Below are 16990 nucleotides of genomic sequence, written 5' to 3'. Positions count from 1 at the left end.
TTACGCCTGTCGGCGCTTTCGGCGGCTGCCGATGGCCATGGAGGCCAGTACGAACAGTACGGCGACGACGAACATGGCCGTACCGATGACATTGATCTGAACGGGCGTTCCGCGCTGGGCCGATCCCCAGACGAACATGGGGAACGTGACGGTCGAGCCCGCGTTGAAATTGGTGATGATGAAGTCGTCGAAGGAGAGCGCGAAGGCCAGCAGCGCGCCCGCGGCGATTCCGGGGGCCGCGATCGGCAGGGTGACGCGGAGGAAGGTCTGCAGCGGCCCGGCGTACAGATCGCGCGCGGCCTCCTCCAGCTTCGGGTCCATGGACATCACGCGCGCCTTCACGGCGGTCACGACGAAGCTCAGACAGAACATGATGTGCGCGATCAGGATCGTCCAGAAGCCCAGCTGGACACCCATGTTGAGGAAGAGCGTCAGCAGCGAGGCCGCCATCACCACCTCGGGCATCGCCATGGGCAGGAAGATCAGCGAGTTGATGGCCCCGCGCGCCCGGAAGCGGTACCGGACGAGCGCGAAGGCGATCATCGCGCCCAGCAGGGTGGCGCCGAGCGTCGCCCACAGCGCGATCTGGAGGCTGAGGGAGAGCGAGCCGCACAGGTCGGCGACCCCGCACGGATCCCGCCAGGCGGCCGTGGAGAATTCCTGCCACTCGTAGTTGAAACGGCCCTTCGGCTTGTTGAAGGAGAAGACCGTCACCACGACGTTGGGCAGCAGCAGGAATCCGAGCGTGAACAGCCCCGCGAGGACGACGAGATGGCGCTTGAACCAATTGACGAAGGCCATTTAAACCAGATCCTCCGTCCCGGACTTGCGGATGTAGAGCGTCACCATGACGAGAATCGCGAACATCAGGATGAAGGAAAGGGCTGCGGCCGTCGGGTAGTCGAGGATCCGCAGGAACTGCGACTGGATGACGTTTCCGATCATGCGGGTGTCGGTGGAGCCGAGCAGGTCGGCGTTCACGTAGTCGCCGGCGGCCGGGATGAAGGTCAGCAGCGTGCCGGAGACGACGCCCGGCATCGAGAGCGGGAAGGTCACCTTCCGGAACGTCGTGGAGGGCTTCGCGTACAGATCGTTCGCCGCCTCGTGCAGCCGGCTGTCGATGCGCTCCAGCGAGGTGTACAGCGGCAGGATCATGAACGGCAGGAAGTTGTAGGTCAGACCGCACACCACCGCGAGCGGGGTGGCGAGCACACGGTCCCCGGCGGTCATGCCGAGCCAGCTGGTGACGTCCAGGACGTGCAGGGTGTTCAGGGCGCCGACGACCGGGCCGCCGTCCGCGAGGATCGTCTTCCAGGCGAGGGTGCGGATCAGGAAGCTGGTGAAGAACGGCGCGATCACCAGGATCATGATCAGGTTCCGCCAGCGGCCGGCGCGGAACGCGATCAGATACGCCAGCGGGTAGCCCAGGAGCAGGCACAGGATCGTCGCGGAACCGGCGTACAGCACCGAACGCAGGAACTGCGGCCAGTACTCGGTCAGGGCGTTCCAGTACGTGGCGAAGTGCCAGGTGACCTTGTAGCCCTCCTCCAGGGAGCCCGTCTGCACGGACGTGGAGGCCTGGTAGACCATCGGCAGGGCGAAGAAGACGATCAGCCACAGGATGCCGGGCAGCAGCAGCCAGTACGGGGTGAGCCGGCCGCGCCGGCGAACCGGCTTCTGCACCGGTTCGGGCGCGAGCGGCGGTGGCGCCTCGGTGAGCGTCGACATCAGGCGGCCTCTTCCTCGATGCCCGCGTCGATGTCCTGGGTGGCGTCCAGCCCGAAGGTGTGCGCCGGGCTCCAGTGCAGGACGACGTCGGCACCCGGGGTGAGCCGGCCGTCGCGCTCGACGTTCTGCACGTAGACGGCGAACTCGGGGCAGACGGCGCTGTCGACGACGTACTGCGTGGAGACGCCGATGAAGCTGGCGTCGGCGATCTTGCCGGTGATCCGGTTGCGGCCGGCCGGGATCTCCCCGGCGTCGTCCGCGTGGACGAGGGAGATCTTCTCGGGGCGCACGCCGACCAGCACCTTGCCGCCGGTCTCCGTGGAGGCCGTACATCGCCCGGCGGGGAGCGTGAGCTTGCCGCCGCCCGCCTTGACGACGACCTCGTCGCCGGACCTGCCGTCGACCTCGGCCTCGATCAGGTTGGAGGTGCCGAGGAAGTTGGCGACGAACGTGGAGCGCGGGTTCTCGTACAGCTCGGCGGGGGCGCCGAGCTGCTCGACCCGGCCCGCGTTCATCACGGCGACGGAGTCGGCCATGGTCATGGCCTCCTCCTGGTCGTGCGTGACATGGATGAAGGTGATGCCGACCTCGGTCTGGATCCGCTTGAGCTCCAGCTGCATCTGGCGGCGCAGCTTGAGGTCGAGGGCGCCGAGCGGCTCGTCGAGGAGCAGCACCTCGGGGTGGTTGATCAGGGCGCGGGCGACGGCGACGCGCTGCTGCTGGCCGCCGGAGAGCTGGTGCGGCTTCTTGCGGGCCTGCTCGCCGAGCTGGACCAGGTCGAGCATCTCGTCGACCTGCTTCTTCACCGACTTGATGCCCCGCCGGCGCAGGCCGAAGGCGACGTTCTCGTAGATGTCGAGGTGCGGGAAGAGCGCGTAGGACTGGAACACCGTGTTCACCGGCCGCTTGTAGGGCGGCAGCGCGGTCACGTCCCGCTCGCCGAGCGAGACGGTGCCGCCCGACGGCTCCTCAAGTCCCGCGATCATCCGCAGGGTTGTGGTCTTGCCGCAGCCCGAGGCGCCGAGCAGGGCGAAGAAGGAGCCCTGCGGGACGGTCAGGTCCAGCGGATGTACGGCGGTGAAGGAGCCGTAGGTCTTGCTGATTCCGGAGAGGCGGACGTCGCCGCTGCTGTCCTTCGTCGTCATCGTCGTCGTCACGCCCCTGTGAGCTTCGCGAACTTCTCTTCGTAGGCCGTCTCTTCCTTCGAGCTCAGGGAGCGGAAGGCGCGAGACTTCGCGGCCATGTCCTTGTCGGGAATGATCAGCGGGTTGTTCGCCGCGTCCGGGTCGATCTTGGCCAGCTCCGGCTTCACCCCGTCGACCGGGCACACGTAGTTGATGTACGCGGCGAGCTGTGCGGCCGGTCCCGGCTCGTAGTAGAAGTCGATGAGCCGCTCGGCGTTGGTCTTGTGGCGGGCCTTGTTGGGCACCAGGAGGTTGTCGGTCGACGTCATGTAGCCGCTGTCGGGTATGACGAAGTCGACGTCCGGGCTGTCCGCCTTGAGCTGTACGACGTCGCCCGCCCAGGCGATGCAGGCCGCGAAGTCGCCCTTGCTGAGGTCCGAGGTGTAGTCGTTGCCGGTGAACCGGCGGATCTGGCCCCGGTCGACGGCCTTCTGCATCCGGGCGATCGCCGCGTCGAAGTCGTCGTCGCTGAACCTGCCCGGGTCCTTGCCCATGTCCAGCAGCGTCATGCCGACGCTGTCGCGCATCTCGGACAGGAAGCCGACGCGGCCCTTGAGCTTGGGGTTGTCGAGCAGGTCGGAGACGGATCGCACCTCGACGCCGTCCAGCGCCCTCTTGTTGTAGGCGATGACCGTGGAGATACCGGTCCAGGGGTAGGAGTACGCCCTGCCCGGGTCCCAGTCGGGGCTGCGGAACTGCTGGGAGAGGCGGGCGTAGGCGGTGGGCAGGTTGGACGCGTCCAGCTTCTGCACCCAGCCGAAGCGGATGAGGCGCGCGGCGAGCCAGTCGGTCACGCAGATCAGGTCGCGTCCGGTGGCCTGCCCGGCCGCCAACTGCGGCTTGATCTTGCCGAAGAACTCGACGTTGTCGTTGATGTCCTCGGTGTACTTGACGGTGACGCCGGTGCGCTTCCTGAACTCGTCGAGCGTCGGATGGCTCTTGCCGCTCTCGTCGACGTCCATGTACTCGGTCCAGTTGGAGAAGCTGACGGTCTTCTCCTTCGCCGAGTGGTCCTCGGAGGACACTCCGGCGTTCTGTGCCGCGGGCGGGATGCCGCAGGCGCTCAGCGCTCCCGCTCCGCCGACCGCGAGCGCGCCGCCGGCGGAGGCGCGCAGCAGCGAACGGCGGGTGAGGGAGGCCCTGCCGCTGCGCAGGCTGCGCCGCATGGCGGCCACCTGGGCCGCGGACGGGCGGTCGGGCTCGTACTGCTCCATGCGCGTGGTGCCCTTTCGGGAGGGGCGGCCGCGGTCGGGCGGCCTGTCGTGGTTATCGGTCCCCGAAGATCGTGCGGTGCCAGTCCTTGCGAACGACCGCCGTATTATCGAACATAACGTGCTTGAGCTGCGTGTACTCGTCGAACGAGTACATGGACATGTCCTTGCCGAAGCCGGACTGCTTGTAGCCGCCGTGCGGCATCTCGCTGATGATCGGAATGTGGTCGTTCACCCACACGCAGCCCGCCTTGATCTCGCGAGTGGCGCGGTTCGCACGGTAGACGTCACGGCTCCAGGCGGAGGCCGCGAGACCGTACGGCGTGTCGTTGGCGAGCCGGATCCCCTCCTCGTCCGTGTCGAAGGGCAGGACGACGAGGACCGGCCCGAAGATCTCGGACTGCACGATCTCGCTGTCCTGCGGCGCGTCCACGACGAGCGTGGGCCGGTAGTAGGCGCCCCGCTCGAACTCGCCCCGCGGCGCCTCGCCACCGGTGACCACGCGCGCGTAGGCACGCGCCCGGTCGACGAAACCGGCGACCCGGTCCCGCTGGACGTGCGAGATGAGCGGGCCCAGGTCGGTGCCCGCGGCGAACGGGTCGCCGAGCCGGACGCTCTCCATGAGGGCGGCGGTCCGCTCCACGAACGCCTCGTAGAGCGGCCGCTGCACATACGCGCGCGTGGCGGCCGTGCAGTCCTGGCCGGTGTTGATCAGCGCGCCCGCGACCGCGCCGTTGGCGGCGGCCTCCACATCGGCGTCGTCGAAGACGAGGAACGGCGCCTTGCCCCCCAGCTCCAGATGGAGCCGCTTGACGGTGGCGGTGGCGATCTCGGCGACGCGCCTGCCGACGGCGGTGGAGCCGGTGAAGGACGTCATCACCACGTCCGGGTGGCCGACGAGGTGCTCGCCGGCCTCCCTGCCGGTGCCGGTGACGATGTTGATCACACCGTCCGGGACACCCGCGTCGGTGGCGGCCTGCGCGAACAGCAGGGAGGTGAGGGGAGTCAGCTCGGCGGGCTTGAGGACGATCGTGTTGCCCGCGGCGATCGCCGGGAGGATCTTCCACGCGGCCATCTGGAGGGGGTAGTTCCAGGGCGCGACCGAGCCGACGACACCGATGGGCTCGCGGCGGACGTAGGAGGTGTGGTCGCCGGAGTACTCACCGGCCGACTGGCCCTGGAGGTGCCGGGCGGCGCCCGCGAAGAACGCGGTGTTGTCGACCGTGCCGGGCACGTCGAACTCGCGGGTCAGCTTGAGGGGTTTGCCGCACTGCAGGGACTCGGCGCGGGCGAACTCCTCGGCGCGCTCGGCGAGTACGGCGGCGAACCGGTGCAGGGCGTCGGAACGCTCGCCGGGGGTGGCGGCCGCCCATGCCGGGAAGGCCTCGCGGGCGGCGGCGACGGCCGCGTCCACGTCGTCCCGGCCCGCCAGCTCGTAGGTGAGGACCTCCTCGCCGGTGGCCGGGTCGACCACCGCGTGCGTGCGTCCCGAGGTGCCCTTCGTGAGGCGGCCCGCGATGTACTGCGCGCCGTCCGCGAAGCGCTCCTGGGCGGGGAATCGTTCCGGGTTGCTCTTGCCCGGGTTGTGCATGTCGCTCTCCTCCGCCGTCGCCCCGCTGGTCCCTCGGAGCGGGTGGCGTAGCTCCAGCTCGAATTGAGTGCCGATCCTGACAGAGGGGTGGTCGACCAACAAGTGATTCCGTTGTTTCCTTTTGGTTAAGCGACGGAATCTGTCGACCAGGTGTCGAGTCGGCGGCGAAAAGGAGGGACGGAGTGTCAGTGGTGCCTGCCAGACTCGCATGCATGGAGAACATCAGGGGAGTGATCGACTCCAGGGACGCGCTGGTCAGAGCGGTCCGTGCGGGTGCCCGCCTGAAGTATCTGCACTTCTGGGGGCACCGTCCGCGTGCGGACGGTCGGGTCGGCGCGAGCTGTCTGAGTCAGTGGTGGCCGTCGCCGTTCACCGTGGACGGCGTGGAGTACGCGACGGCGGAGCACTGGATGATGGCCCGCAAGGCGCGGCTCTTCGAGGACCCGGAGGGGGAGCGTCGGGTGCTGGCGGCCGGGCATCCCGCCGAGGCGAAGAAGGCGGGGCGGCTGGTGCGCGGCTTCGACGGCGAGGTGTGGGAGCGCGAGCGGTTCCGCATCGTCGCCGAGGGCAGCTTCCACAAGTTCGCCCGCCACGCCGAGCTGCGGGAGTTCCTGCTGGGCACCGGTGAGCGGGTCCTGGTAGAGGCGAGCCCCGTGGACCCGGTCTGGGGAATCGGCCTGGCGGCCGACGACGAGGCCGCGAACGACCCGGAGCGGTGGAAGGGGCTGAACCTGCTGGGGTTCGCGCTGATGGCGGCCCGCGAGAGACTGCGCACCGCGCCGGACACCCCGGCGACCTCAGAGGGATCCGACTCCGACGGCTCCTGACCAGCAGGAGGCGGTCAGCGGCGAAACGACCCGGAGAGCGGTGGCCAGGGTTGAACCCCGCGGGTTCGCGCTGATGGTCGCCGGGAGACGAGAGGCTGCGGACCGGGACGCACGCCCCGGCCGCGCCAACAGCCGCCTAAGGATCCGGCCCCGACGGCTCCTGACCCGAAGGAGCCGTCAGCCCAGCGACCCCCCGATGACGATGACGCCCAGCACGACCGCGAGGACCACGCCCGCGGCGCCGCAGATGATGCCCGCCAGGGCCATGCCGGGATTGGTGGCCTCGCCACGGCTCGCCTTGGCCCGGCCGAGGGCCCCGAAGATCACGGCCAGGATGCCCAGGACGATCGCCACCGGCCAGAGGCAGAAGAGGACGACCCCGACGATGCCGACGACCATGCTGGCGGTGCCCATGCCGTTGCTGGGTTCGGCCTGACCGCCGGGCCAGCCGTAGTAGCCGGGGGCGCCGTGCGTGTGCGGGCCGCCGTAGACCTGCTGCGGGGGTGTGGGGTAGCCGTACCCGGCCGCCGGATAGCCGTACGGGACCTGGCCGGGACCGCCCGGGGCGATCGGCGGGGGCGGGACGTCCTGGGGACCCGGCGCCGGCGCGGCGAAGGGGTTGTCGGCCGCCGGTTGGGGCGGCGGGAAGGACGCGGGGGTACCGGAGGAGGGCGTGCCGAATCCGGGCTGCGCGGTCGGCGCCGCCCACGGCGGGGAGGCGTCCGGCGCCGGGAAGGACGTGACCGTCTGCTGGTCGTGCACCGAGGGCGGTACCGGAGCGCCGGGGCCGCTCGGCGACACCATGGTCTCGCCGGGACCCGCCGGGGCGCGGTGCGCCGGAGGCGCCCACGGGTCGGGCTCGGGGCCGCGCGGATCCGCGGTGGCCCCCTTGTCCAGCGGGACCTGGGCCGGGGCGTCCTGGCCGACCTCGGGAATCGCGCCCGCGTCCAGCGAGGTGTCCGTCGTCTCCGGGGCCGCGTCCTCGGGCCAGCGCGGAGGCGTCCACGCACCCCCGGCGGCAGGGGCACCACCCGGCGCGGCGGCACCGGGCGTCGCACCGCTCGGCGCCGCCCCCGTTCCGTCGGCACCGTGCCCGCCGTTGCTCTCCGGCGCGGCCGGCCGCTGCGCGTCGTCGGTCATGCGCGGAGTCCCCTCTGTCGAACGTTCCGTCATGCTACGGCCCGGACGTGACGCCTCGGGTGCCGACCTCCCCCGGTTCCCGGAAACCCCTTCCACTCCCCCTCGCCCCCCGGCCTACGATGATCCGGTACCGCCGATCAGCCGATCACCCGCGTCCCGCCGCCGCGCGCGGCCCGGACGCCGTTCCGGGGAGGAACCTTGACCGACCACTCCACCGCGCCCGTGCCCGCCGGACCCACCGGGTCCGCCATCGCCGGCGCCCGCGACCAGCACGCCTTCATCGCCGGACTGCCCAAGGCCGAACTGCACGTGCACCACGTCGGCTCCGCCTCCCCCCGGATCGTCGCCGAGCTCGCCGCCCGCCACCCCGACTCCAAGGTGCCCACCGATCCCGAGGCCCTGGTCGACTACTTCACCTTCACCGACTTCGCCCACTTCATCGAGGTGTACCTGTCGGTCGTCGACCTGATCCGCACCCCCGAGGACGTGCGGCTGCTGACCTACGAGGTGGCCCGGGACATGGCCCGCCAGCAGGTGCGGTACGCCGAGCTGACCATCACCCCCTTCTCCTCCACCCGGCGCGGGATCGACGAGAAGGCCTTCATGGACGCGATAGAGGACGCCCGCAAGGCGGCCGAGGCCGAGTTCGGGACCGTGCTGCGCTGGTGCTTCGACATCCCCGGCGAGGCCGGCCTGGAGGCCGCCGAGGAGACCGCGCGGCTGGCCACCGACGACCGGCTGCGCCCCGAGGGCCTGGTCTCCTTCGGCCTCGGCGGGCCCGAGATCGGCGTGCCACGGCCGCAGTTCAAGCCGTACTTCGACCGGGCCGTCGCCGCCGGGCTGCACTCCGTGCCGCACGCCGGTGAGACGACCGGCCCGGAGACGGTGTGGGACGCGCTGCACCATCTGCACGCCGAGCGGATCGGGCACGGCACCAGTGCCGCCCAGGACCCGAAGCTGCTCGCGCATCTCGCCGAGCACCGGATCGCGCTGGAGGTGTGCCCGACCTCCAACATCGCCACCCGCGCGGTCCGCACCCTCGACGAGCACCCGATCAAGGAGTTCACCCGGGCCGGCGTCCTGGTCACCGTGAACTCCGACGACCCGCCGATGTTCGGCACCGACCTCAACGGCGAATACGCCGTCGCCGCCCGCCTCCTCGACCTCGACGAGCGCGGTCTCGCGGACCTCGCGAAGAACGCGGTGGAGGCGTCGTTCCTGGACGAGGCCGGCAAGGGCCGTATCAGGACCGAGATCGACCAGTACACCTCGGCGTGGCTCGCGCGCTGAGCCACCACCACAATGGCTCCATGCCGAACGTGACCGCCGTGGCCCACCGTGGCGCCCCCTATCACTTCCGCGAGAACACGATCGACTCCCTGCGCTCCGCGCTCCGGCTGGGCGCGGACGCGGTGGAGATCGACGTGCGGCTGACCCGCGACGGTGTGCCCGTGCTGCTGCACGACGCGACGCTGAAGCGGCTGTGGGGGCGCGACCGGCCGCTGCGGTCGCTGTCGGCGGACGAGGTGCGGGGGCTCACCGGCGGCCGGGTGCCGACGCTCGCGGAGGCGCTCACGGCGACCGAGGGGCACCGGGTGATGCTCGACCTGCCGGGCACGTCCGACGTCCGGGCGGCCCGCCGGGTCGTCGACGTCGTACGGGAGTGCGGCGCCGCGGAGCGTGTGTACTACTGCGCGGACGCCGGCGCGATGCTCGCGGTACGGGCCGCCGACCCGGCCGCCGAGATCGCCCTCACCTGGACGACCCTCGCGCCGCCGCGCCCGGCGCTGCTGGACGCGGTGCGCCCACGCTGGCTCAACTACCGCTTCGGCCTGGTGAGTCGCGAACTGTCGGCGCGCGTCCACAAGGACGGCTACCTGCTGTCCGTGTGGACCCCCGACACCCGCCGCACCATGCGCCGCCTGCTGTCCCTGGGCGTCGACTCGATCACCACCAACCGCGTCGACACCCTCTGCACCCTGCGCACACCGGCGTAGGCGCACGGCGGCACAGGCCGACAGCGCACGCCGGGACGCCGACCCTTACGGCAGGTCCCCCACAACTCCCCTGACCGGCCGCGCACTTGGGTCGGGGCTCCACCAGGGCCGGGGTCGTCCTCGGCGACGATCCGGGTGAGGTCGTGACGCCCAAGGATGATCACGACCACCTCGTCCTCGGCAACTGGAGCCCGCCCATGCGCCCCCTCACCCGCAGAACCGTCCTGGCAACCTCCGGCGCCCTCACCCTCGCCGCCGGCGGCCTCGCCACGCCCGCCTCGGCGGCACCGGCACCGGCACCCGCACCCGCACCCCCGTCCGCCCCCGGCCCGGACGGGAAGGCCCTGCGGGCCGCGATCCACGGGCTGCCCGACCAGTACGCGACCGCCGCGCTGGTACGGATCGGCGGCAGGAACGGCTGCTGGCACGGCAGTTCAGGCGTGCGGGATCTGGTGAGCGGGCGGGCGGCCGATCCCGACGCCAGGTTCCGGGCGGGTTCGACGACCAAGGTGGTGACGGCGGCGACCGTACTGCACCTCGCGGCGGAGGGACGTATCGATCTGGACGAACCCGTGCAGCACTACCTGCCGGGGCTGCTCGGGTCGCTGTTCACGCTGCCGATCGCGGTGCGCCGGCTGCTGAACCACACCAGCGGCATCCCGGCGGGCGACGGATTCACCGACCCGTACGCCCACCGCTTCGACACACTGCCGCCCGAGCGGCTGGTGGAGTCGGCGGCGGCGAAGGGTCCGGAGTTCGCTCCCGGCGACCGGCAGCACTACCTCAACATCAACTACACGATCCTCGGCATGCTGATCGAGCAGGTGACCGGGGACTCCTACGCCATGGCGGCCACCCGGCGCGTGCTGCGCCCCGCCGGGATGCGGAACTCGTACTTTCCCGGCACCGACCCACGCATCCACGGCCCGCACCACCGCGGCTACCAGGTCATGGCGCGACCGGACGGCTCGACCCGGCTCGTCGACGTGACGGAGTGGAACCAGGCGGACCGCTGGGCGGCCGGCGACATGATCTCCACGACGGCGGATCTTGAGCGGCTCATCACCGCGCTGGTGCGGGGCCGGATCGTGCCGCGACCCCAGCTGCACGAGATGTTCACCGGACCGGCGAACCTGCCCGAGGACGAGGCGCCGTACAGCGCCGGGCTGCAACGGCATGTGGTCGGGGAACGTGAGTTCTGGTTCAAGTCCGGGGCGCGGTACGGATACGCCACCGCGGTCGCCGCCGATCTCGAACTCGACCGCACGCTCGTGTACTCGGTCAACGCGACCGACGCCAAGGACGAGTCGATGAACCCGGTCGCGGCGCGGATCGTGCAGGCCGCCCTGCGCTAGCGGGACACCTCGTGTGATCCAGCCCACCGGGAAAACGATGCCGTTTCGATGACGTGCGGGGCTACGCTGGACATCTGAACGAAACCGTTTCGTTCGCCAGCGGGAAGGGCAGGACCGCAGCATGGTCTCCGTACTCGTCGTCAGCGACGACCAGTCCCTCCAGCGCCACGCCCTGCGCCTGCTGCTGGCCGCCGAGCCCGACCTGCACGTGCTGGGCGAGACCTCGGGCGGCGAGGCGGTCCGCGCGAGCGCCGCGCTGCGCCCCGACGTCGTCCTGCTGGACAGCGAACTCTCGGAAGCGACCGGCACCGAGGTCGTCCAGCGGATCGCCCGGCTCCCGGACCCCGCTCCCCGTGTCCTCGCCCTGGCTCCCGCGAACGACGAGGGCCAGGCCGCCGCCACGGTGCGGGCCGGGGCCACCGGCTTCCTGCTCAAGGATGCCACCCCGGGCGAACTGACCGCGGCGATCCGGGTGGTGGCCTCCGGCGACGCCGTCCTCACCCCGGCGCTGACCCACGCCCTCATCGAGGCCGTCCGCCGGCAGGACGCCGTGAACGCACCCCCTCCCGGTCCGGGGCCCCTCCTCCTCACGCAACGCGAGCGTGATGTCCTGGTCGCCGTGGCCTCCGGCTCGACCAACGCGGAGATCGCGGCCCGTCTGTCCATCGCGACGACCACCGTGAAGTCCCACGTCAGCCACATCCTGACCAAGATCGGAGCCCGCGCCCGGGTCCAGGCGGTGACCTTCGCCTACGAGACCGGCCTGGTACGCCCGGCGGCCTGATCGCCCGCACGGCCCGGCGCCCCGCCCCGTCTCACAACCCCACGATGCCGTTCCACCGCCGCGCGAACTCCACCCGCTCCTGCGCGTCGATGTCCCGTGCGATCGCGAGGCGCCGGCGCATCGCCGTGTCCGGGAAGATCAGCGGGTCCTCGGCCAGAGCCGCGGTCTCCGCGTCCTTGGCGGAGGCCAGGACGTCCTGCGCGGCGGGCACGGGGCAGACGTAGTTCACCCACGCCGCCAGCTCCGCCGCGACCTCGGGCTCGTAGTAGTGGTCGACGAGCCGCTCCGCATTGGCCTTGTGGGCGGCGAGGTTGGGGATCATCAGGGACTCGGACCACAGCTCGGCACCCTCCTCGGGGACCACGAACTCGATGTCCGGGTCGTCCGCCTGGAGCTGGATCACGTCGCCCGAGTAGGCCTGGCACGCCAGGACGTCGCCGCTGGACAGGTCCTTGATGTAGTCGTTGCCGGTGAAGCGGCGGATGTGACCGGCCTTGACCCGCTTCTCCAGGTGGTCGCACATCCGGTGGAAGTCGTCGGCCGTCCACCGCGTGATGTCGACACCGTCGCCCTGCATCAGCAGGGCGAACGCCTCGTCGAGCCCCGACAGGAGCGTGACCCGGCCCTTGAGGTCGTCCGCCCACAGCTCGGAGACATGGCGCACCTGCCGGCCCAGCGCCCTGCGGTTGTACGCGATGCCGGTGATGCCGGACTGCCACGGCACGGTGAACTTGCGGCCGGGGTCGAAGGCCGGGGAGCGCAGCAGCGGATCGAGGTAGCGCGTGACGTGTGCCTGGCGGGCGCGGTCCATCTCCTGCACCCACCCCAGCCGCACGAACCGCGCGCACATCCAGTCACTGATGACGATCAGATCGCGGTCGGTGGACTGGTGGTTCATCAGGGAAGGGCTGATCTTCCCGAAGAACTCGTCGTTGTCGTTGATCTCCTCGACGTAGTCGACGGCGATGCCGGTACGCCGCTCGAAGGCGTCCAGCGTCGGCCGCTTCCTGCCGGAGTCGTCGGTGTCGATGTACAGCGGCCAGTTGGCCCAGGTCAGCCGCCTGTCACGGTCCGAGCGGTCGACGGCGGCCCGGTCGCCGGCCCTCACGTACGCGGCCGGTACCCCACAGCCCGCGAGCGCGCCCGCCGCGGCGGTGCCGCCGAGGGCGAGCAGCAGGGAGCGACGGGACAGGTTCGGCGCATGCGCGGGTGGGAGGGCCATGACTTCCAGCATGCCGCGCGCGTCACGGCACGGACAATGGACGCTGCGTCGAGCCCCTCGGCGCCGCGCGGACACCTTGTCGATCACCCCGGGGCAGACGCGGGAGAGCGGCCCGGGGACACCGTCCCGGCGCACCCTTCGGACGCACCACGGCCCCGGACGGTCCGTCCTCCGTCCGGGGCCGAGCTCTGAACACCGGCGCGTGCGCGACGCCTTGCGGAAGGCGCGGGGAGAGGCACTCCCCGAACGCCCCCGGGGGCGCGCTACGCGTCCAGCGAGGTCATGACGTGCTTGATCCGCGTGTAGTCGTCGAAGCCGTAGCCCGACAGGTCCTTGCCGTAACCGGACTTCTTGAAGCCGCCGTGCGGCATCTCGGCGACCAGCGGGATGTGGGTGTTGATCCACACACAGCCGAAGTCGAGCTTCTTCGACATCCGCATCGCGCGACCGTGGTCCTTCGTCCAGACCGAGGAGGCGAGGGCGTACTCGACGCCGTTGGCGTACTCGACGGCCTGGTCCTCGTCGCGGAAGGACTGGACGGTGATGACGGGGCCGAAGACCTCGTTCTGCACGATCTCGTCGTCCTGCCGCAGGCCGGAGACGACGGTGGGGGCGTAGAAGTAGCCCTTGTCGCCGACCTGGTGACCGCCGGCCTCGACCTTGGCGTGCGCGGGCAGCCGCTCGATGAAGCCGGTGACCTGCTTGAGCTGGTTGGGGTTGTTCAGCGGGCCGTAGAGCACGTCCTCGTCGTCCGGCTCACCGGTCTTGGTCTCGGCCGCGGCCTTGGCGAGGGCCTGCACGAACTCGTCGTGGATCGCCTCGTGCACCAGCACGCGGGTGGCCGCGGTGCAGTCCTGCCCGGCGTTGAAGAAGCCCGCCACCGAGATGTCCTCGACGGCCTTGGCGATGTCGGTGTCCTCGAAGACGACGACCGGCGCCTTGCCGCCCAGCTCCAGGTGGACCCGCTTGACGTCCTTGGCGGCGGACTCGGCCACCGACATGCCGGCGCGCACCGAGCCGGTGATGGAGGCCATCGCCGGGGTGGGGTGCTCGACCATCATGCGACCGGTGTCACGGTCACCGCAGATCACGTTGAAGACGCCCTTGGGGAGGACCTCCCCGAGGATCTCGGCGATGAGGACGGTGGAGGCCGGGGTGGTGTCGGACGGCTTCAGCACGACCGTGTTGCCCGCGGCGATCGCCGGGGCGAACTTCCACACGGCCATCATCATCGGGTAGTTCCACGGCGCGACCTGCGCGCAGACGCCGACCGGCTCACGCCGGACGATCGAGGTGAGCCCCTCCATGTACTCGCCGGCGGAGCGGCCCTCCAGCATCCGGGCCGCACCCGCGAAGAAGCGGATCTGGTCGACCATCGGCGGGATCTCCTCGGAGCGGGTCAGCCCGGTCGGCTTGCCCGTGTTCTCCACCTCGGCCGCGATCAGTTCCTCGGCGCGCGTCTCGAACGCGTCCGCGATCTTCAGGAGGGCCTTCTGCCGCTCGGCCGGGGTCGTGTCACGCCACGCCGGGAACGCGGCCTCGGCGGCCGCCATGGCGGCGTCGACGTCGGCCTGCCCGGACAGCGGCGCGGTGGCGTACGCCTCGCCGGTCGCCGGGTTCACCACCTCGGTGGTCCGTCCGTCGGCGGCGTCCCGGAACTCTCCGTCGATGTAGTTGCGCAGACGACGCAGCTCGGTGCTCACTGCCGGCCCTCCAAGTTCGGGTGTCCAATCACTGAGACACCCACCCTAATCGCTAGTCCCACGGTTTCAACACCCCCCGGGCCGCCAGATCTGCGATATCCGCAAGATTCGAACGCCTACACAACGAATTTCATCGATGCGGCCTTGCAAAACTGTCGAGACGTCGTGCACAGTGTGGCCGTGGCCAGTCGAAGCGCAGACCAGAGGAACTCGCGGGACCTCCGCGAGTCCTTCCGTGAGTCCTCCCGCGAGTCCCGGAACGGCACCCCCCAGCTGGACGCCGTCTCCCTCGCGATCATCGAGCAGCTCCAGGAGGACGGCCGCCGGCCGTACGCCGCCATCGGCAAGGCCGTCGGCCTGTCCGAGGCGGCGGTGCGCCAGCGCGTCCAGAAGCTGCTCGACCAGGGCGTGATGCAGATCGTCGCCGTGACGGACCCGCTCACCGTGGGCTTCCGCCGGCAGGCGATGGTCGGTGTCAACGTCGAGGGCGACACGGAGAACGTGGCCGACGCTCTGACCGGCATGTCGGAAGTCGAGTACGTGGTGATGACCGCGGGCTCGTTCGACATCCTCGCCGAGATCGTCTGCGAGGACGACGACCACCTGCTGGACGTCATCAACAAACGCATCCGGGCACTGCCCGGCGTGCGCTCCACCGAGAGCTTCGTCTACCTCAAGCTCAAGAAGCAGACCTACATGTGGGGAACCCGATAACCGTGAGTACCAAGGACCTCAGCAAATCCGCGTACGACCACCTGTGGATGCACTTCACCCGGATGTCCTCGTACGAGAACTCGCCCGTGCCGACGATCGTGCGGGGTGAGGGCACCTACATCTACGACGACAAGGGCAAGCGCTACCTCGACGGTCTGGCGGGTCTGTTCGTGGTCCAGGCCGGTCACGGCCGCGTCGAGCTCGCCGAGACCGCGTTCAAGCAGGCCCAGGAGCTGGCCTTCTTCCCGGTCTGGTCCTACGCCCACCCGAAGGCCGTGGAGCTGGCCGAGCGCCTCGCGGACTACGCCCCGGGCGATCTGAACAAGGTCTTCTTCACCACCGGTGGCGGCGAGGCCGTCGAGACCGCCTGGAAGCTCGCCAAGCAGTACTTCAAGCTGCAGGGCAAGCCGACCAAGTACAAGGTCATCTCGCGCGCGGTCGCCTACCACGGCACCCCGCAGGGCGCCCTGTCCATCACCGGCCTGCCGGCCCTCAAGGCCCCCTTCGAGCCGCTCGTCCCGGGCGCGCACAAGGTGCCGAACACCAACATCTACCGCGCCCCGATCCACGGCGACGACCCCGAGGCCTTCGGCCGCTGGGCCGCCGACCAGATCGAGCAGGAGATCCTCTTCGAGGGCCCGGACACGGTCGCCGCCGTCTTCCTGGAGCCGGTGCAGAACGCCGGTGGCTGCTTCCCGCCGCCGCCCGGCTACTTCCAGCGGGTGCGCGAGATCTGCGACCAGTACGACGTGCTGCTCGTGTCGGACGAGGTCATCTGCGCCTTCGGCCGCCTGGGCACGATGTTCGCCTGCGACAAGTTCGGCTACGTACCGGACATGATCACCTGCGCCAAGGGCATGACCTCGGGCTACTCCCCGATCGGCGCGTGCATCGTCTCCGACCGCGTCGCCGAGCCCTTCTACAAGGGCGACAACACCTTCCTGCACGGCTACACCTTCGGCGGCCACCCGGTCTCCGCGGCCGTGGGTCTCGCCAACCTCGAACTGTTCGAGCGCGAGAACCTCCCCCAGCACGTGCTCGACAACGAGGGCGCCTTCCTGCAGACCCTGCAGAAGCTGCACGACCTGCCGATCGTCGGCGACGTCCGCGGCAACGGCTTCTTCTACGGCATCGAGCTGGTGAAGGACAAGGCCACCAAGGAGTCCTTCGACGACGAGGAGACCGAGCGCGTCCTGTACGGCTTCCTGTCCAAGGCCCTGTTCGACAACGGCCTGTACTGCCGTGCCGACGACCGCGGCGACCCGGTCATCCAGCTCGCCCCGCCGCTGATCTCCGACCAGGGGACCTTCGACGAGATCGAGCAGATCCTGCGGGCCACGCTGACGGAGGCGTGGACGAAGCTCTGATCCTCCGGCACGACGATCCTCCTCCGGCAAGTCCGGAATGATCGGCAACGGCCCCGGCGCCGCCGTTCGAGTGAGAACGGCGGCCCGGGGCCGTGTGCTGTCCGGGAGCCCGGTGGCCGCTGCCTAGCGTGCCCAGTGACCGATCGGCCCAGCCTTCGTTCCCCCGC

The 16990-nt window shown here is 70.4% G+C and carries 14 protein-coding genes and 1 pseudogene; 7 read left to right on the top strand and 8 right to left on the bottom strand.

Annotated features, from left to right (window positions below; all coding sequences use genetic code 11):
• Genes ACIP2X_RS18570 through ACIP2X_RS18550 form a run of 5 tightly spaced genes read right to left on the bottom strand, consistent with a single transcriptional unit; the run spans position 1 to position 5714 of the window.
• Positions 1-801: an ABC transporter permease gene (locus ACIP2X_RS18570; RefSeq protein WP_401673967.1), complete on the bottom strand. Its 801-nt coding sequence runs from the start codon at positions 799-801 to the stop codon at positions 1-3.
• Positions 802-1728 (bottom strand): ABC transporter permease, encoded by a 927-nt coding sequence (locus tag ACIP2X_RS18565; protein WP_401673965.1) that lies wholly within the window; start codon positions 1726-1728, stop codon positions 802-804. It abuts the gene before it with no gap.
• Positions 1728-2873: an ABC transporter ATP-binding protein gene (locus tag ACIP2X_RS18560; RefSeq protein ID WP_401674505.1), complete on the bottom strand. Its 1146-nt coding sequence runs from the start codon at positions 2871-2873 to the stop codon at positions 1728-1730. Before ACIP2X_RS18560 ends, ACIP2X_RS18565 begins: the two co-directional genes overlap by 1 nt.
• 8 nt (positions 2874-2881) lie before the next feature.
• Positions 2882-4126 (bottom strand): spermidine/putrescine ABC transporter substrate-binding protein, encoded by a 1245-nt coding sequence (locus ACIP2X_RS18555; protein WP_401673963.1) that lies wholly within the window; start codon positions 4124-4126, stop codon positions 2882-2884.
• 52 nt (positions 4127-4178) lie between these two features.
• Entirely contained in the window at positions 4179-5714 is a 1536-nt protein-coding gene (locus ACIP2X_RS18550; protein WP_401673961.1) for a gamma-aminobutyraldehyde dehydrogenase, read from the bottom strand.
• A gap of 212 nt (positions 5715-5926) precedes the next feature.
• On the opposite strand from ACIP2X_RS18550, the gene ACIP2X_RS18545 reads away from it, so the two are divergent.
• Complete coding sequence (locus ACIP2X_RS18545) at positions 5927-6541, top strand: NADAR family protein (protein WP_401673959.1); 615 nt, start codon at positions 5927-5929, stop codon at positions 6539-6541.
• A 177-nt stretch (positions 6542-6718) separates the two neighbouring features.
• Here ACIP2X_RS18545 and ACIP2X_RS18540 read toward each other — a convergent pair whose 3' ends face one another.
• Positions 6719-7681 carry a DUF4190 domain-containing protein gene (locus ACIP2X_RS18540; protein ID WP_401673956.1) on the bottom strand — a complete coding sequence of 321 codons (963 nt, stop codon included), beginning with the start codon at positions 7679-7681 and terminating at the stop codon, positions 6719-6721.
• Between the two features lie 109 nt (positions 7682-7790).
• Between ACIP2X_RS18540 and ACIP2X_RS18535 the strand changes: the two are divergent.
• The 4 genes and pseudogenes from ACIP2X_RS18535 to ACIP2X_RS18520 all read left to right on the top strand — a co-directional run.
• Positions 7791-8971: pseudogene (locus ACIP2X_RS18535) on the top strand (adenosine deaminase); the annotation flags it as partial.
• A 20-nt stretch (positions 8972-8991) separates the two neighbouring features.
• A complete protein-coding gene (locus ACIP2X_RS18530; RefSeq protein WP_401673954.1) occupies positions 8992-9678 on the top strand; it encodes a glycerophosphodiester phosphodiesterase in 687 nt (228 codons plus the stop codon).
• 197 nt (positions 9679-9875) lie between these two features.
• Entirely contained in the window at positions 9876-11033 is a 1158-nt protein-coding gene (locus ACIP2X_RS18525; RefSeq protein WP_401674502.1) for a serine hydrolase domain-containing protein, read from the top strand.
• A gap of 121 nt (positions 11034-11154) precedes the next feature.
• The gene (locus tag ACIP2X_RS18520) at positions 11155-11817 is read left to right on the top strand and encodes a LuxR C-terminal-related transcriptional regulator (RefSeq protein WP_401673951.1); all 663 of its coding nucleotides are present in this window, start codon (positions 11155-11157) and stop codon (positions 11815-11817) included.
• A 31-nt stretch (positions 11818-11848) separates the two neighbouring features.
• On the opposite strand, the gene ACIP2X_RS18515 is transcribed toward ACIP2X_RS18520, so the two are convergent.
• Together ACIP2X_RS18515 and ACIP2X_RS18510 are read right to left on the bottom strand one after the other, a co-directional pair.
• Positions 11849-13039: a spermidine/putrescine ABC transporter substrate-binding protein gene (locus ACIP2X_RS18515; RefSeq protein WP_401673949.1), complete on the bottom strand. Its 1191-nt coding sequence runs from the start codon at positions 13037-13039 to the stop codon at positions 11849-11851.
• A gap of 263 nt (positions 13040-13302) precedes the next feature.
• Positions 13303-14742: a gamma-aminobutyraldehyde dehydrogenase gene (locus ACIP2X_RS18510; protein ID WP_401673946.1), complete on the bottom strand. Its 1440-nt coding sequence runs from the start codon at positions 14740-14742 to the stop codon at positions 13303-13305.
• A gap of 165 nt (positions 14743-14907) precedes the next feature.
• On the opposite strand from ACIP2X_RS18510, the gene ACIP2X_RS18505 reads away from it, so the two are divergent.
• Complete coding sequence (locus ACIP2X_RS18505; protein ID WP_385379241.1) at positions 14908-15456, top strand: Lrp/AsnC family transcriptional regulator; 549 nt, start codon at positions 14908-14910, stop codon at positions 15454-15456.
• Positions 15457-15458: 2 nt separating this feature from the next.
• A complete protein-coding gene (locus ACIP2X_RS18500; protein ID WP_401673944.1) occupies positions 15459-16823 on the top strand; it encodes an aspartate aminotransferase family protein in 1365 nt (454 codons plus the stop codon).
• Positions 16824-16990: the final 167 nt, after the last annotated feature.

The organism is Streptomyces sp. NPDC089424, from assembly GCF_044749345.1.
Taxonomy (GTDB): Bacteria; Actinomycetota; Actinomycetes; order Streptomycetales; family Streptomycetaceae; genus Streptomyces.
Note: the sequence above shows the minus strand (reverse complement) of the source record. Positions and strands in the feature narration are given on the sequence as shown.

Coding starts and splice junctions, on each gene's coding strand:
- ACIP2X_RS18570 (WP_401673967.1), bottom strand. CDS start 801: ATGGCCTTCGTCAATTGGTTCAAGCGCCATCTCGTCGTCCTCGCGGGG.
- ACIP2X_RS18565 (WP_401673965.1), bottom strand. CDS start 1,728: ATGTCGACGCTCACCGAGGCGCCACCGCCGCTCGCGCCCGAACCGGTG.
- ACIP2X_RS18560 (WP_401674505.1), bottom strand. CDS start 2,873: ATGACGACGAAGGACAGCAGCGGCGACGTCCGCCTCTCCGGAATCAGC.
- ACIP2X_RS18555 (WP_401673963.1), bottom strand. CDS start 4,126: ATGGAGCAGTACGAGCCCGACCGCCCGTCCGCGGCCCAGGTGGCCGCC.
- ACIP2X_RS18550 (WP_401673961.1), bottom strand. CDS start 5,714: ATGCACAACCCGGGCAAGAGCAACCCGGAACGATTCCCCGCCCAGGAG.
- ACIP2X_RS18545 (WP_401673959.1), top strand. CDS start 5,927: ATGGAGAACATCAGGGGAGTGATCGACTCCAGGGACGCGCTGGTCAGA.
- ACIP2X_RS18540 (WP_401673956.1), bottom strand. CDS start 7,681: ATGACCGACGACGCGCAGCGGCCGGCCGCGCCGGAGAGCAACGGCGGG.
- ACIP2X_RS18530 (WP_401673954.1), top strand. CDS start 8,992: ATGCCGAACGTGACCGCCGTGGCCCACCGTGGCGCCCCCTATCACTTC.
- ACIP2X_RS18525 (WP_401674502.1), top strand. CDS start 9,876: ATGCGCCCCCTCACCCGCAGAACCGTCCTGGCAACCTCCGGCGCCCTC.
- ACIP2X_RS18520 (WP_401673951.1), top strand. CDS start 11,155: ATGGTCTCCGTACTCGTCGTCAGCGACGACCAGTCCCTCCAGCGCCAC.
- ACIP2X_RS18515 (WP_401673949.1), bottom strand. CDS start 13,039: ATGGCCCTCCCACCCGCGCATGCGCCGAACCTGTCCCGTCGCTCCCTG.